We start from the raw sequence: 14,525 nt of genomic DNA, 5'->3' as shown, positions 1-14,525 counted from the left end.
GAGGTTTTTTATTGTTTTCATTCTTTGATTTTTGAAAGGAAGAATATACATGAGTGAAATTATTGCAACGTATCTGGTTCATGATGAAAAACATAACCCGGAGAAAAAGGCCGAGGAGATCGCTTTAGGCTTAACGGTCGGGTCATGGACCCATTTGCCGGAACTAGAAAAACAGCAGCTGGAAAAGCATAAAGGCAGGGTCGTTTCTGTTGAAGACTATACTAAAGATGAAGAAAAAAAGGAAACAGCCGCAGTCATTAAGATTGCCTATCCAACTGTTAATTTCAGTCCTGATTTACCGGCAATATTAACAACAGTCTTTGGAAAACTATCATTGGATGGAAAGATTAAATTGTTAGATTTACAGTTTTCCAATGAACTTAAAAGCTTTTTTCCTGGGCCACGATTCGGGATTGACGGACTGAGGGAAAAACTGAATGTATATGATAGACCCCTTCTGATGAGCATCTTCAAAGGGGTGCTGGGCAAAGACATGGATTTTTTAACTTCGCAGCTGAGGGAACAGGCCCTTGGCGGCATCGACCTTGTAAAAGATGATGAAATTCTATTTGAAAACCGCCTTACACCTTTTGAAGCCCGGATAACCGAAGGCAAAGAAGTGCTAAGGCAGGTTTATGAGGAAACAGGCCACCGTACCCTATATGCTGTGAATTTAACAGGCAGGTCTTTTGATTTAAAAGATAAGGCAAGGAAAGCATCCAGACTTGGTGCAGATCTTCTTCTCTTCAACGTATTCTCGTATGGGCTCGATGTTTTGCAGTCATTAAGAGAAGATGATGAGATAGGGCTGCCTATCATGGCACATCCTGCAGTTAGTGGAGCTCTTTCTGCTTCAAGTGTTTATGGGATTTCCTATCCTTTGCTTTTAGGCAAACTCCTCAGGTATGCAGGCGCAGACTTTTCTCTATTCCCTTCACCTTATGGATCGGTTGCCCTTGAAAAAACTCTGGCCTTATCAATTGGGGATACCCTGACTAGGAATGATTTCTGCAAAAGAACCTTTCCGGTTCCATCAGCCGGCATCCATCCGGGTCTTGTACCTTTGCTTTTCGAAGACTTCGGAATAGACAGTGTAATTAATGCCGGAGGTGGCGTACATGGGCATCCGGATGGGGCAAGAGGAGGCGGTTTGGCATTCCGCCAGGCAATAGATTTAATTTTAAATGGGGCTTCTTTAACAGATGCTCCATCAAACTTCCCTGAATTAAAAAAAGCGATTGATCTGTGGGGGTACAAAGAGGTGGCTGTAAAGAATGGCTAAAGTGGCGGTATTTTGTGATTTTGATGGAACTATTACCGAAAACGATAACATCATTCATATCATGAAGCACTTTGCTCCTTCTCAATGGGAGGGGATAAAAAATCAAGTTCTGGGACAGGAAATTACCATTCAAGAAGGAGTAGGAAAGATGTTTTCCCTTCTGCCAAGCAGTCTGAAAGATGCTATCACCGATTTCATCTTAGAAAATGCAAGAGTAAGAGAGGGATTTCAGCCATTTATCGATTATCTGGAAAAAGAAAAAATACCGCTTTATATAGTCAGCGGAGGAATAGATTTTTTTGTGGCTCCTGTACTGGATAAGTATGGACCCTTTGAAGAGGTGTTCTGCAATAGTTCTGATTTTAGCGGCGATACAATTAATATCTTATGGCCCCATAGCTGCGATGAAAAATGCAATAAGAATTGCGGCTGCTGCAAGCCTTCTATTATGAGGAAACTGGTGGATGAGAACACCTTTAAAGTGGTGATCGGAGATTCAGTAACCGATCTGGAGGCTGCCAAACAGGCAGACTTTGTCATTGCCAGAGATCTGCTCCTGGAGAAAAGCAAAGAGATGAACCTAAATCATTCTGCCTTTGAAACATTCTATGATTGCATTGAGCTTTTAAAAAGATTAAATGAGGTGAGGGTATGAGCAGAGTTGGGGAAAAATGGAATGAGCTTGCAGATATTAAGGAAGAGCTTGCAGAAAGGGACTGGTTTATGGGAACAAGCGGAAATCTGGCCATTAAGGTCAGCTCACATCCCCTTCAATTCCTCGTAACAGCAAGCGGAAAGGATAAAAGGAAACGCACTGATGAAGACTTTCTCCTTGTTGATGAATATGGACACCCGGCAGGGGAAACACATTTAAAGCCTTCTGCTGAAACACTTCTGCATTCTGAGATATATCGAAGAACGAAAGCTGAATGCAGTCTTCATGTACATACGATTGACAATAATGTCATTTCAGAAATTTATGGTGATCAGGCGGCGGTTACATTTAAAGGGCAAGAGCTGATTAAAGCATTTGATAAGTGGGAGGAAGATGCTGTTCTCGAGATTCCGATTATTCCGAATCATGCGCATATTCCAACGCTGGCAAAGTGTTTTTCTTCCCATGTACATGAAGATTCAGGTGCCGTCTTGATAAGAAATCATGGAATTACAGTATGGGGCAGAACCTCCTTTGAGGCTAAAAAGATCCTTGAGGCTTCAGAGTTTCTGTTCCGTTATCAGTTAAGGCTCCTGGCATATAAGCCCGATCAGCTAATTAAAGTAGTTTAATATATGAACTGCTGTTATTAAATCATGCGAGAAAAAAATTATAATAGAGAGGAATGATTAGATTGGCATATATCGTACTGAAAAATTCAAAAAAAGAAATTAGGAATCAGGAAGAGGTTGCTGCTTTTCTGGAAAAGCAGGAGGTTATCTATGAGCAATGGGCAATAGATAAATTGCCTGAAAATCTGCAGGAAAAATATTTACTTTCCGATGATGAGAAACAAGAAATTCTGGCTGCATTTGCTGAAGAAATTAAGGATATTTCTGATCGAAGAGGATATAAGGCACAGGATGTAATTTCCCTTTCAGAGAATACGCCGAATTTAGAACAGCTTCTTCAGAATTTCCAGCAGGAGCATCATCATACAGATGATGAGGTGAGATTTATTGTCAGCGGTCATGGAGTCTTTATTATACAAGGAAAAGATGGAGAGTTCTTTGAAGTATTCCTGAATCCTGGCGATTTAATATCCGTACCCGAAAACATCCGTCATTATTTTACTCTTCAGGAGGATCGAAAAGTAGTAGCCATCCGGATTTTTGTTACCGCAGAAGGATGGGTGCCAATTTATGAAAAAAAGGAAGTTCATCAATAATTTAATGACCCACCCATTGCCCCCGGCATTGGGTTTTTATTTTCCTGCTATAACAATTGGATATTTTTTTAACATATTATGGTCTTGCGATTTTTTTATCAAATCCCGTTGATGCCACATAATAAATTTAGCAGAATGTGTCGAAACCCCATGAGGGCGAATTGAAATTGATGTCGATAAAAATAAATTCGGAAAAAGATTGTCTAATATTGCGAATCTATTTACATTTATAGAAATTCTTGTAATAATGCTTCAAGTAGACACATTTATATCGGATAAAGGGATAGGAGTAGGAGGAAGAAAGTTGCGCTATAAAAGAATACAGCTGCTGACTGAAATTCAGCAAAAAAGGGAAACAATGATAGAAACGGCCAAGAAAAATGGAATGGCGAGCCAGGAAACGGTTCGCTGCAGCCAGGAACTTGATCAATTAATTTTTGAATATCAATGCGTCGTTAAAAGAGAGAAGGAACAAAAGAAAAGAATGAGGATTTCCTTCCGGGAAATGATTCTCTTATGGAAGAAAGCTGTTGTATAATTTTAAAATTCCAAGCACATAGATTGAACATATAATAGGGAAGAAAAAAAAGGATCCGTTGAGGATTCTTTTTTTTAGTTGGCGCCAGTTCTCGCTTTTCTTAGTAATGAACTGCACAATTCTTATTAATTCTTCATAGCAGTACTATGCATGTATCGAGAATCATATCGTAATACAAAGCTTTTTTATCTATCTCTTAAAGCGAACTATACTTATAGAAGCTTTAAGTTTAGAGGGGGGAAAGTAAAAAATGCACATAGTAGTGTGTGTCAAGCAAGTGCCTGATACAAAAATTATTAAAATCAATCCCAAAACCAACACTCTTGACCGGCGCAGTGCACCTGCCATTTTAAATCCTTATGATGCCCATGCAGTACAGGAAGCAGTGAAAATAACAAAGACCATAGGAAAAGGCACCATTTCGGTTTTATCCATGGGACCTCCACAGGCTGTTGCTGTTATTAAGAAAAGCATCGAAATAGGAGCAGACCGCGGCTTTTTAATCTCAGACCGTGCATTTGCCGGCGCAGATACACTGGCAACAAGCTATGCTCTGTCTAAAGCATTGGAGCGTATTTCAAAAGATATGCCTGTGGATTTAATCATATGCGGAAAACATGCCATTGATGGAGATACCGGCCAGGTGGGACCAGGAATAGCAAGAAGGCTGGATATTCCGCCTGTTACAAATGTTATAGAGGTATCCGAACTTAATGAAGGTGAAAAAACGATACTGATCAAAAGGAAAATTACAAACGGATATGAATTAATACAAGCTCAAGTCCCTTGCCTGCTGACCGTTGAAAAAGAGATTAATAGCATAGAATACTCCCCTATGCCAAACATGATAAAAGCTGCCAGGTATGAGCCGGTTATCTGGTCTGTAAATGATCTTGAGGAAGTAGATCGTACACAGCTCGGGTTGAAAGGGTCTCCTACGATAGTGGGAAAAATGTTTACTCCTCCCAAGCCGGAAGGCGGAAAGAGGCTTGAAGGGAATGCGGAAGAACAGGTTAAGCAGCTGATGGAGCTGCTTAATGATAAGAAAGAGCTGTTTGTAAGCCGATAATGGGAATAATTAGGGGGGATTTACATGATGGATGAGTACCGGGGAGTGTGGGTATTCATAGAACAAAATGATGGGAAAATAGAAGGGGTTTCCCTTGAATTGCTCGGTGCAGGCAGAAAGCTGGCAGATAAGCTGGATGTGCCTCTTTCCGGTGTTCTGCTTGGATATGAAATAAAGTCTTTATGCCAGGAAGTGATCGCTTATGGAGCTGATCAGGTATATGTTATTGACCATGAAGTGATGAAAGATTATCGGACGGAGTCTTATATGAAGGCAGTAATCAATCTTGCAGAAAAGTATAAACCTGAGATATTTCTCTATGGGGCCACTTCCAATGGTAAAGATTTGGCCAGTGCTGTTGCTACAGATCTTAGCACTGGATTGACTGCTGATACAACCATGCTGGATGTCGAAGTGGATAAAAGGCTGCTTGAAGCTAGCCGCCCGGCGTTTGGGGGAAATATAATGGCAACCATCCTTTGTAAAAAGCACCGGCCGCAGATGGCTACTGTCCGTCCTAAGGTTATGAAAGCCTTGGAGCCAGATCCAGATAGACAGGGCGAGGTTATAGAAGAAGCGATTACCCTAAGTGAAGATGATATGCGCACAAAGGTAATTAAAATTGTGAAAGATGTCACAAAAAAAGTGAATTTAGCAGATGCGCATGTTGTTGTTGCGGGCGGAAAAGGAATGGGGGATTTTCAGAATTTCCAGCTGATCCATGACCTGGCTGATGCAATTGGAGCAACTGTAGGGGGCACAAGGGATGTAGTGGAGGCAGGATGGCTGCCGCATGAACAGCAGGTAGGGCAGACCGGAGAAACCATTACCCCAAAGGTCTATTTTGCTATTGGGATTTCAGGGGCAATCCAGCATGTCGTAGGCATGAAGAATTCAGAGTTCATTATTGCGATTAACAAGGATCCAGACGCACCTATATTTGATGTAGCAACCTACGGAATCGTGGGTGATGCACTTGAAATTGTGCCGAAGCTGATTAAAGAGTTAAAGGAAGCAAGGGAAAGAGGGGGTGAAATGAGTTATGTCTGAAAAGTTTGATGTCATCGTGGTGGGGGCAGGGCCTGCAGGAACTTCCTGTGCTTACACATGCGCCAAAAACGGTCTAAAAGTCCTTCAAATTGAAAGAGGAGAATATCCCGGCAGCAAAAATGTAATGGGTGGAGTTTTATACCGTAAGCAAATGGAGGAAATCATTCCAGAGTTTTGGAAAGAAGCACCGCTGGAGCGGCCTGTCGTAGAGCAGCGGTTTTGGATGATGGATAAAGAATCGACAGTGAGTTTTGGCTATAAAGGTCTTGAGTGGGGGAAGGAACCATATAATAATTTTACAGTACTCCGGGCGCCATTTGACCAATGGTTTGCAAAAAAAGGGGTTGAACAGGGCGTTCTATTAATAAATGAAACAGTCGTACTTGAGTGCCTGACTGAAAATGGAAAAGTGGTTGGTGTAAGAACTGACCGGCCGGATGGGGAGGTATATGCAGATGTAGTGGTTTTGGCAGATGGTGTAAATTCACTGCTGGCAAAACAGCTGGGCTACCATAAAGAATTTCGCCCTGATGAAGTGGCACTGACGGTAATGGAAGTCATTAATCTTTCTAAAGACAAAATTAATGACCGCTTTAACCTGGAAGACAACCAGGGCTGTACGATTGAAATATTCGGGGACTCCACGAAAGGCAATCTGGGAACTGCCTTTATTTACACCAATAAAGATAGTATTAATATTGGTGTGGGAACCACGCTGTCAAGTATGATTAAGGCGAAGCTTAAGCCTTATGACCTGCTGGATTATTTAAAAACACACCCTATGGTAAGACCCTTAATAGAAGGAGGAGAATCTGCCGAGTATCTGGCTCACTTGATTCCTGAAGGGGGCTACCATTCAGTGCCTAAAGTGGCTGGGGATGGTGTCCTTCTTGCAGGTGATGCTGCACAGCTGGTTAATGCCATACACCGCGAAGGCTCCAATATGGCAATGGCTTCCGGAACAATGGCTGCAGAAACCATCATTGATGCCAAAAAACGGGGTGACTTCAGCGAAACAAGCTTGAATCAGTACAGGGAAACACTTTATCAAAGCTTTATTATAAAAGACCTGGAAAAATATAAAGATGCAACTCACACGTTTGAACACTACCCTCAGTATTTTAAAGAATATGTTCCGATGCTTAACAGGGCAGCGAGCAAATTTTTTACAGTTGATGGAACTCCTAAGAAAGAAAAGCAAAAAGAAATTATGAAGAGCTTTACCAGTGAACGCGGGACCATTCGTGTGCTTCAAGACATGTACAGGGCATGGAAGGCGGTGAAATAATGTCAACGAAAACGATCGAAGAAAAGCAATATTTAGTTCGTTTTAAGGCAGACACCAAATCACATCTTACCGTATTGGATCATGATATCTGTATGACAAAATGCCCCGATAAAATATGCACTATTTTCTGCCCGGCTGAGGTGTATAAGTGGGAAGGATTGAGAATGCAGGTGGGTTATGAAGGATGCCATGAGTGCGGCAGCTGCAGGATTGGATGCCCATATCAGAATATTAAATGGGAATACCCAAAAGGCGGCCATGGTATAGTATTCAGACTTGCATAAAGTTAACCCCTATTTCATACAAAAACCGGCCGCATTTGGCCGGTTTGAAAAGGGGGGTAATGAAAAAGGTTTTATCTTTCGGTACATTTATATTATAGTTAAGAAATATTAACAAATTGTTAACAACATATATCAAAACTATTAATCCTGCAGCATACATATCATTCTGTTTTTTTTATTATAAATTACCGCGTTAAAGCTTTTAAGTAATAGTACTTTAGTATCTTAATTTTTTAGGCAGGATTTGTTAAACTAAATGTGGTCGGACTATTATAGTTGACCCCCTATAATCTGGAGAGCTTAGAGAAGTCTAGGCTCTTTTTTTGATCTGAATTAAGAATTCACTTTTTTGGGATTTTGTTTAAAAGTAGAAATTACCTATATGTATGTTATTTCACATTCGAGGGTAAAAAAAGAGTAACGCATAGGGGAATGGATTTTGAGGTTAGCTGATTTTCTCTTGTCTCTTTAAAAAATTGAACTGGGAGTCCTTTACATTGGCTTCAAGTTCTTTAGCATGTTCAAAAGCTTTATGGATGCATTCGTACAGAGATGAAGAATAAAGCGCCTTATTCCATATAAAACTTCCTTCTGAATTGGATGGATATAAGGTTACTTTCCAGAGGTAATATTCTTTTTCCTGTTCCTTAAGCTGTCCTTCCAGAGCAATTAGCCAATGGGTTTGCCCGGCCGGAAGGAATGTATCAGCTCCATTTGCAGGAATAAGGCATTTTTGATAAAAATCAAAGTAGTTTGGCAGATGCATATTTAATCCCTCCTAACATTTTACAGGGTATTTAGCTGCGCCAAAGAGAGCTAATATCTTACCTTTATTATATGGCAAAAAAGAAGAAGATTGCACACAATTATTAAAATTTTTAGAAAATTTTAATAAAAATAATCTATATCCTTTATAAAAAGGAGGGACGCCCCCTCCTCCTTACCTATTTATTCCATTCTGAAACAGTTTCATCCGGTGGGAGTAATAATGTCAGCAACCCCAGTACGGGAAGAAAACCGGTAAATATGATCATATTTACCAGACCAACGGTGTCCGCTATATAGCCCAGAGCGATTGAGCCTATTGCCCCCATACCAAAAGCCAGACCCACTGTAAGTCCCGCCATAGTGCCGATTTTGCCGGGAACTAATTCCTGAGCGTATACTACCGTCACCGAAAAGCTTGACATCAATATGAATCCGCTTGCCACCAGCATTATAAATGCAATAGGAGATGGAACGAAAGGGATCATGGCGGATAGCGGAACAGTCAGGATCATGGACAGAAAAATAATTCTTTTCTTTCCAAACCGATCTGCGAGCGGCCCGCCAAAAAATGTGCCCAATGCACCTGATACTAAAAATGCAAATAAGAAGAGCTGTGCCTGACTAATGGAGAAAGAGTATTTTTCTATTGCATAAAAGGCATAGAAATTTGTCATACCCGAAATATACCATGAACGGGCAAATATCAAAAAGAGAACCAGGATCAGTGCACTCCATATTTTTTTTGATATCCTTTTATTATTATGGCCACCAGCTTGTTTTTTTGCTCTGCCGGCAATCAATTCCTCCTGAAGGCGTCCAGTATACCAAAACGCTATATAAATCAGCAGCCCGACTGCAATAGCAGCAACTGCAGTAAACCAGGCAGCACCCATTTGACCTAGCGGAACAAGAATAAGGGCCGTAATGATAGGAGCAAGTGCCTGTCCAGTGTTTCCCCCTACCTGATAGATTGATTGGGCCAGACCTCTGCGCTGGCCAGCTGCCATATAAGCCACCCTAGATCCTTCCGGGTGGAATACAGCTGAACCGAGACCAATGAACAATACTGATATAATAATCCATTTATAATCCGGGGCAAAAGCCAATCCTAATATGCCAAATAAAGTTGAAGTCAGACCGATTGGCAAGGCGAAAGGGAACGGCTTTTTATCAGTGGCCATTCCAACAACCGGCTGCATGATTGAAGACACGATATTAAGTGAAAAGGCAATCATACCCAGCTGTGAGTATGAAAGCCCCATAGATTTTTCTAAAATGGGAAACATGGCTGGAATGACAGATTGAATAGAGTCATTTAATAGGTGGCAAAGGCCAATAATGAATAAGATCCGATAGGCCGTTTTTTGATGTGGCTCATATCTTGAACTGACTGAAGCAGCGGTAGTACTCATGGTATAGTCTCCTTTTTCACTGAACATTTCGTAAAACTAAATATAGTTTACCTTATTCATTAGCCTTTCAAAATAGTTATTTTGGAAATCTATTAAATATTATATAATTTACATTATTCAGATTAAATAAGAGGGCAGGGAAGCCAATGGAAAAAGCAGTTGATGCTTTAATGACGGACGATATTCTCACTAATTTCCTTAGAATCTATTCTTTAAATATAGGAAATTATAAAAAGCTGGGTGACTTTGAAAACTATGTTTATGAGGTTTATAAAGATGAAAAAGCATATATTTTGAGGATTACCCACTCATCTCACCGCATGCTTGAGGAGCTTTTATCAGAAGCAGACTGGATGAGTTATCTGATATCGAAGAGTTTAAAGGTTCCAGAAGTTTTTCCATCACAGAATGGGAATTTGGTTGAGCGGTTAACAGCTGGGGACGATTCTGCCTTTTACGCCTGCCTGTTTTCAAAAGCAGAGGGAAAACCAATAAGTGTTCGGGCACCGGAATTCAATAAGGAGTTATTTCATGCGTGGGGAAGTGCGGTAGGGAAAATGCATGCAGCCACTAAATCATATATGCCATCAGCTGGAATTGTACCGCGGATGCAATGGGATGACGAAGAATTGCTTAAAGTTGAGAAATATATACCTGAAGAGGATCAATTGGTCATTAAGCATACAGAAGATTTGTTGAATCTGCTTCAAAATTTGCCAAAACATATAAACAATTATGGCCTTATTCATACTGATCTCCATTCCGGAAACTTCTTTTATAATGGGAAAGATATACAAGTATTTGATTTCGATGACTGCTGCTATCATTGGTTTGCATCAGATATAGCCATACCGCTGTATTACTCACTTTTATATAAGTTTAAAGAGGCAGATCAAGCGGAAATGGAAATATTCGGCAAGCAATTCCTTGACTCCTTTTTGGATGGCTATCGGCTGGAAAATGAAATTCCCGAAGATTTGGGAAGGCAGCTGCCCTTATTTCTGAGACTGAGAGATATCACACTTTATTCTGTCCTGCATAAAAAAATCGCACCTGAGGAAAGGAATTCGCAGCTATTATTTATGATGGAGACGATCAAGAAAAGAATTGAAAGAAATGCTCCAATCTATGTGAGTTAAAAAAAGAAGGTGCCTCCGAGCGAGCACCTTCCTTCTTTTATGCGTCGTTTTTGATGGGCAGAAAAATATCTACATGCGTTCCTTTAGTTTCTTTGCTTGTAATAAAAATTTCACCGCCGAAAGAATGCAGAATGCGCCTGCAGACTACGAGGCCAAGGCCCGTGCCCGTTTCCTTTGAAGTGTAGAATGGATGGAAAATCTTTTCAATTTCATCTTCAGAGATGCCTGAACCTGTGTCCGCAATTTTAAGCTGACACTTAGAATGCATTTTATTTAGTTTAATTGTCAGCTTTCCTCCGCCCTCCATCGATTCAAAAGCGTTTTTCGTTAAATTCAGGATAACCTGTTTCATCTGGTCTTTCGTACATTCGACCATGACAGGTTCATCTGAAATAGCAGATTCAAAAGTGACATTGTGTAAATTGGCTTCGGAGAATATCAACGGTTCCAATTCCTTTATGATGTTTCTCAAATCCAGGGTTTCCATCTTTTGAGCTGCAGGTTTACCCAGAATTAAAAATTCACTTACAATTTCATTAATTCTGCTGATCTCATCATTTATAACTGAAAAGTAATACTGGTCATGTGTATTCGTATATTTTTCACTTAATAGCTGTATAAGACCTTTTATTCCTGTTAAAGGGTTCCTGATTTCATGGGCTGTGCTGGCAGCCAGAGTACCCACCAGTTCCAGTTTTTGGAGCTCATTTTCCTTTTTTTCCTCTTCATTCTGCTTTTTAAGCCTTAAATACTTAATAAAGAGAAATAGAATATGGCTTATAATCATTAATACAAGGATAGCCTTAAAAGCATCTTTGACAATTGCCAGCATATCTCTTGGCGGCAATTCTACTTTTACACTCCAGGGAAGCCTGTCAATTGGAATTGAGATGCTATTCTGGCTGGAAAATGATGAGTCACCATTCATGTTGATATCCATAATCGTTTCCCTTTCAGAATTAAGGACAGAAAGTCTTGCTTCTGGAGTAAGAAGTCTCATGATATTTTGTACGTAATCCACCCTCATATGTGCCACAATAATAGAGATTACATCTCCATTGTCATTGAACACGGGTTTTCCTATCCCAACGACTGTTTGCCCATTGGTTAGTGTTTCAGGGGAGTTAGAGATTACAATATCTTTCGTGCGCGAAACCTCTTTAAGATATTTCTTATTAGATAAATCGGAGTTCGCTAAGAATTGATTGGACCCTGTAAGAACCTTTCCGCTGGGATTAAGAAGGTAAATTCCGCCATATCGCGGATCCAGCTGATTGGCTTTTTGGAGCAGAGGCTCCAGTTTATCAGAGGGAGTGTCAGCACTTCCAGCAGTCAGTGATAACATATCAAGTGTGGTCACAGTTTCGGAAATAAACTGGTCCCAGCTTCTTTGGTGTATGGAGCCAATCCATTTTGCTTCTTCCAGCCTTTCCTCATCATTTTGTTTAACAGAATCCATAAAGAAAAAGATGCTGCCGGCCAAAGTGGGAATAATTACTGCGATTAAATATAGTAGTAAATTTCGTTTTCTACTTTTCATCAGGTTAACTCCAGCATAATTAGGTTAATTTATTCATATCTAACTGACATTATCAATATTATACCATTTTGTGTTAAAAGAGGTTTATTTCTAACAAAGGAATGATATTTTATATGTAAGGAGGGGTTTGATGAAATCAGAAGTTTTTCTCACGGTTTTGGCTACAAGTGATGTCCATGGACATGTTTATCCATATTATTATGGAACTGGTGAGCATGCTGGTCATGGGCTGGGCAAGCTTGCAGCAATAATAAAGAAAGAAAAGGAACAATCTGAGATCTCTATACTTATTGATAACGGGGATCTGATCCAGGGAACTCCTCTAACTTATTATTATTCCAGATACTTAAATAACCAAAAAAATCCCATGATTCAAATATTAAATGAACTTGAATACGATGCAGCTGTAATCGGAAACCATGAATTCAACTATGGAAAGAACACACTTGCAAGAGCTGTCAGTGAATCCAATTTCCCATGGCTGTCAGCCAATATATTATTTAATTCAACAAAAGAAACGTATTTCGGGCTTCCCTATAAAATAAAATCCTTCCCAAATGGCTTGAAAGCAGCAGTTATAGGTGTTACAACCCAGTATATTCCCAATTGGGAGAAAAGGCAGCATATTGAACATCTTGTTTTTGAATCTGCGGTGATCAGCTTAAAAAGGTGGGTTTCATATATTCAGGAGGAAGAAAAGCCGGATGTGATTATTGTCTCTTATCATGGCGGCTTTGAAAAGGATATCAGAACTGGTGAAGAGACGGAAGAACAAACAGGAGAAAATGAAGCATACCGGATCTGTACAGAAGTTCCTGGAATCGATGTTCTGATTACCGGGCATCAGCACCGTTTTATTGAAGGAGAACAAGTAAATGGTGTGGCTGTTGTTCAGCCGGGATTTAATGGTCAAGCGCTTGCAAAGGTCACCGTTAAATTCAGAAAGAAACATAATGATTGGCTGATTGATGATAAACACTCTGCGTTAATCTATCCCGACGGAATACCGTCTGATAATGAGGTTCTGCAGCTGGCTGGGTATTATGAATCCAAAACCCAGAAATGGCTGGATACGGAGATCGGTGAAATTGATGGTGATATGCTGATTGATGATATATTTGAGGCACGTACAGGGGAGCATCCGCTGATTGAATTTATTAATAAAGTGCAGATGGAAGCCTCAGGTGCTGATATTTCCTGCACTGCCTTATTTCATGAGGGGGCACCAGGATTCAAGTCTAAAGTAACGATGAGAGAAATTGTTTCTAACTATATTTATCCAAATTCATTATGTGTCCTCAGAGTTGCAGGAAAGGACATTAAAGATGCATTGGAGCGGTCTGCAGCTTATTTTGAATTGAACAGTGACGGAAAAATTATAGTGAATCCTGATTTTTCAAATCCAAAGCCACAGCATTATAATTACGATATGTGGGAAGGTATTGAGTATAAAATAGATGTTTCACGACAAAAGGGCAGCCGGATTACAAAGGTTTTGTATAAAGGGCATCCAATCAGGGAAGATGAAGAGTATCATGTAGTAATGAACAATTACCGCGCTGCAGGCGGGGGAGGCTACAACATGTTCAAGGATAAGCCAGTGGTGAAAGAGATTTTAACCGATATGACCGAATTGATTGCAGACTATTTTTTGGAAAAGAAAAAGGTAATTCCAACTCTTAATCACAATTGGGAGGTTGTTTCGGGCAAATGATCCGGATGTGTTAAATTGACAGCTTTCTTCCTGTTTTCTATAATGATTGAGAATTGAATTTATGTATACGCTACTAATTAAAAGGAAAAGGGATTGGATAAAATGGGGTCTGAACAAATTGACCAATCGTTGAAATTGTTTATTGTCCTGTCCAGGGCTTATAGGGCAATAAATGAAAATGTAAATAAACTAATACAAACATATGGAGTGAATCCAACTGAATTTGCTGTTCTGGAACTGCTATACCATAAGGGTGACCAGCCTTTGCAGCAAATCGGCGGGAAAATACTATTGGCCAGCGGAAGCATCACTTATGTAGTGGACAAGCTTGAGCAGAAAGGCTTGTTGAAAAGGGTCGCATGCCCTAATGACAGAAGAGTTACCTTTGCGCAAATAACAGATAAGGGTAAAGACTTTATCGAAAACATATTCCCTGACCATGAAAAGCATATCCATTCTTTAATGTCCGAGCTTACTCCAGAAGAAAAAGGAACAGCCATTGAGTTATTAAAGAAGCTTGGACTATCTATCTCCAATGATAAAAATAGCTTACAATAA

General features: G+C 40.1%; 15 protein-coding genes. 12 read left to right on the top strand and 3 right to left on the bottom strand.

Translation table 11 applies throughout. The features are described 5' to 3' along the window. Positions 1 to 49: 49 nt before the first annotated feature. The 9 genes from mtnW (at position 50) to MKY20_RS22350 (ending at position 7,394) form a co-directional block, all read left to right on the top strand. A complete protein-coding gene (gene mtnW / locus MKY20_RS22390) occupies positions 50 to 1,282 on the top strand; it encodes a 2,3-diketo-5-methylthiopentyl-1-phosphate enolase (protein WP_251157594.1) in 1,233 nt (410 codons plus the stop codon). Next, positions 1,275 to 1,937 carry a 2-hydroxy-3-keto-5-methylthiopentenyl-1-phosphate phosphatase gene (locus MKY20_RS22385; RefSeq protein ID WP_009331059.1) on the top strand — a complete coding sequence of 221 codons (663 nt, stop codon included), beginning with the start codon at positions 1,275 to 1,277 and terminating at the stop codon, positions 1,935 to 1,937. Before mtnW ends, MKY20_RS22385 begins: the two co-directional genes overlap by 8 nt. Further along, positions 1,934 to 2,569: a methylthioribulose 1-phosphate dehydratase gene (locus MKY20_RS22380; RefSeq protein WP_009331057.1), complete on the top strand. Its 636-nt coding sequence runs from the start codon at positions 1,934 to 1,936 to the stop codon at positions 2,567 to 2,569. Before MKY20_RS22385 ends, MKY20_RS22380 begins: the two co-directional genes overlap by 4 nt. Before the next feature lie 53 nt (positions 2,570 to 2,622). Then, positions 2,623 to 3,165, top strand: a complete 543-nt coding sequence (locus tag MKY20_RS22375; RefSeq protein ID WP_009331055.1) for a 1,2-dihydroxy-3-keto-5-methylthiopentene dioxygenase — start codon at positions 2,623 to 2,625, stop codon at positions 3,163 to 3,165. Positions 3,166 to 3,469: 304 nt separating this feature from the next. Further along, on the top strand, positions 3,470 to 3,703 hold the full coding sequence (locus MKY20_RS22370; protein ID WP_009331053.1) for an aspartyl-phosphate phosphatase Spo0E family protein: 234 nt from the start codon (positions 3,470 to 3,472) through the stop codon (positions 3,701 to 3,703). 250 nt (positions 3,704 to 3,953) lie between these two features. Then, the gene (locus tag MKY20_RS22365) at positions 3,954 to 4,772 is read left to right on the top strand and encodes an electron transfer flavoprotein subunit beta/FixA family protein (protein ID WP_009331051.1); all 819 of its coding nucleotides are present in this window, start codon (positions 3,954 to 3,956) and stop codon (positions 4,770 to 4,772) included. Positions 4,773 to 4,796: 24 nt separating this feature from the next. Beyond that, the gene (locus MKY20_RS22360) at positions 4,797 to 5,822 is read left to right on the top strand and encodes an electron transfer flavoprotein subunit alpha/FixB family protein (protein WP_251157591.1); all 1,026 of its coding nucleotides are present in this window, start codon (positions 4,797 to 4,799) and stop codon (positions 5,820 to 5,822) included. Beyond that, the gene (locus tag MKY20_RS22355) at positions 5,815 to 7,110 is read left to right on the top strand and encodes an FAD-dependent oxidoreductase (RefSeq protein ID WP_019381638.1); all 1,296 of its coding nucleotides are present in this window, start codon (positions 5,815 to 5,817) and stop codon (positions 7,108 to 7,110) included. The genes MKY20_RS22360 and MKY20_RS22355 overlap by 8 nt, the downstream gene beginning before the upstream one ends. Further along, positions 7,110 to 7,394, top strand: a complete 285-nt coding sequence (locus tag MKY20_RS22350; protein ID WP_019381639.1) for a ferredoxin family protein — start codon at positions 7,110 to 7,112, stop codon at positions 7,392 to 7,394. The genes MKY20_RS22355 and MKY20_RS22350 overlap by 1 nt, the downstream gene beginning before the upstream one ends. 445 nt (positions 7,395 to 7,839) lie before the next feature. Here the strand turns inward: MKY20_RS22350 and MKY20_RS22345 are convergent, their stop codons facing one another. After that, on the bottom strand, positions 7,840 to 8,160 hold the full coding sequence (locus MKY20_RS22345) for a hypothetical protein (protein WP_009331043.1): 321 nt from the start codon (positions 8,158 to 8,160) through the stop codon (positions 7,840 to 7,842). A gap of 178 nt (positions 8,161 to 8,338) precedes the next feature. Further along, the gene (locus MKY20_RS22340) at positions 8,339 to 9,574 is read right to left on the bottom strand and encodes an MFS transporter (protein WP_251175747.1); all 1,236 of its coding nucleotides are present in this window, start codon (positions 9,572 to 9,574) and stop codon (positions 8,339 to 8,341) included. A 146-nt stretch (positions 9,575 to 9,720) separates the two neighbouring features. Here MKY20_RS22340 and MKY20_RS22335 point away from each other — a divergent pair, with 146 nt between their 5' ends. Further along, positions 9,721 to 10,713, top strand: coding sequence for a phosphotransferase enzyme family protein (locus tag MKY20_RS22335; RefSeq protein WP_251175748.1), 993 nt, complete (start codon positions 9,721 to 9,723; stop codon positions 10,711 to 10,713). A gap of 37 nt (positions 10,714 to 10,750) precedes the next feature. Here the strand turns inward: MKY20_RS22335 and MKY20_RS22330 are convergent, their stop codons facing one another. After that, positions 10,751 to 12,253 (bottom strand): PAS domain-containing sensor histidine kinase, encoded by a 1,503-nt coding sequence (locus MKY20_RS22330; RefSeq protein WP_009331040.1) that lies wholly within the window; start codon positions 12,251 to 12,253, stop codon positions 10,751 to 10,753. Positions 12,254 to 12,383: 130 nt separating this feature from the next. Between MKY20_RS22330 and MKY20_RS22325 the strand changes: the two genes are divergently transcribed. Next, positions 12,384 to 13,967, top strand: a complete 1,584-nt coding sequence (locus MKY20_RS22325) for a bifunctional metallophosphatase/5'-nucleotidase (RefSeq protein ID WP_251175749.1) — start codon at positions 12,384 to 12,386, stop codon at positions 13,965 to 13,967. Positions 13,968 to 14,069: 102 nt separating this feature from the next. Beyond that, positions 14,070 to 14,525 carry a MarR family winged helix-turn-helix transcriptional regulator gene (locus MKY20_RS22320; protein ID WP_009331038.1) on the top strand — a complete coding sequence of 152 codons (456 nt, stop codon included), beginning with the start codon at positions 14,070 to 14,072 and terminating at the stop codon, positions 14,523 to 14,525.

The organism is Cytobacillus sp. FSL W8-0315, assembly GCF_038002905.1.
Classification (GTDB): Bacteria; Bacillota; Bacilli; order Bacillales; family Cytobacillaceae; genus Cytobacillus; species Cytobacillus pseudoceanisediminis.
The sequence above is the reverse complement of the archived record's forward strand: the minus strand, read 5'-3'. Positions and strand labels throughout refer to the sequence as shown.

Bases quoted from the DNA above. Each gene is read 5' to 3' on its own strand.
- MKY20_RS22340 (WP_251175747.1), bottom strand. From the start codon at position 9,574: ATGAGTACTACCGCTGCTTCAGTCAGTTCAAGATATGAGCCACATCAA.
- MKY20_RS22360 (WP_251157591.1), top strand. From the start codon at position 4,797: ATGATGGATGAGTACCGGGGAGTGTGGGTATTCATAGAACAAAATGAT.
- MKY20_RS22380 (WP_009331057.1), top strand. From the start codon at position 1,934: ATGAGCAGAGTTGGGGAAAAATGGAATGAGCTTGCAGATATTAAGGAA.
- MKY20_RS22330 (WP_009331040.1), bottom strand. From the start codon at position 12,253: ATGAAAAGTAGAAAACGAAATTTACTACTATATTTAATCGCAGTAATT.
- mtnW (WP_251157594.1), top strand. From the start codon at position 50: ATGAGTGAAATTATTGCAACGTATCTGGTTCATGATGAAAAACATAAC.
- MKY20_RS22320 (WP_009331038.1), top strand. From the start codon at position 14,070: ATGGGGTCTGAACAAATTGACCAATCGTTGAAATTGTTTATTGTCCTG.
- MKY20_RS22350 (WP_019381639.1), top strand. From the start codon at position 7,110: ATGTCAACGAAAACGATCGAAGAAAAGCAATATTTAGTTCGTTTTAAG.
- MKY20_RS22325 (WP_251175749.1), top strand. From the start codon at position 12,384: ATGAAATCAGAAGTTTTTCTCACGGTTTTGGCTACAAGTGATGTCCAT.
- MKY20_RS22375 (WP_009331055.1), top strand. From the start codon at position 2,623: ATGATTAGATTGGCATATATCGTACTGAAAAATTCAAAAAAAGAAATT.
- MKY20_RS22355 (WP_019381638.1), top strand. From the start codon at position 5,815: ATGTCTGAAAAGTTTGATGTCATCGTGGTGGGGGCAGGGCCTGCAGGA.
- MKY20_RS22345 (WP_009331043.1), bottom strand. From the start codon at position 8,160: ATGCATCTGCCAAACTACTTTGATTTTTATCAAAAATGCCTTATTCCT.
- MKY20_RS22365 (WP_009331051.1), top strand. From the start codon at position 3,954: ATGCACATAGTAGTGTGTGTCAAGCAAGTGCCTGATACAAAAATTATT.
- MKY20_RS22335 (WP_251175748.1), top strand. From the start codon at position 9,721: ATGGAAAAAGCAGTTGATGCTTTAATGACGGACGATATTCTCACTAAT.
- MKY20_RS22385 (WP_009331059.1), top strand. From the start codon at position 1,275: ATGGCTAAAGTGGCGGTATTTTGTGATTTTGATGGAACTATTACCGAA.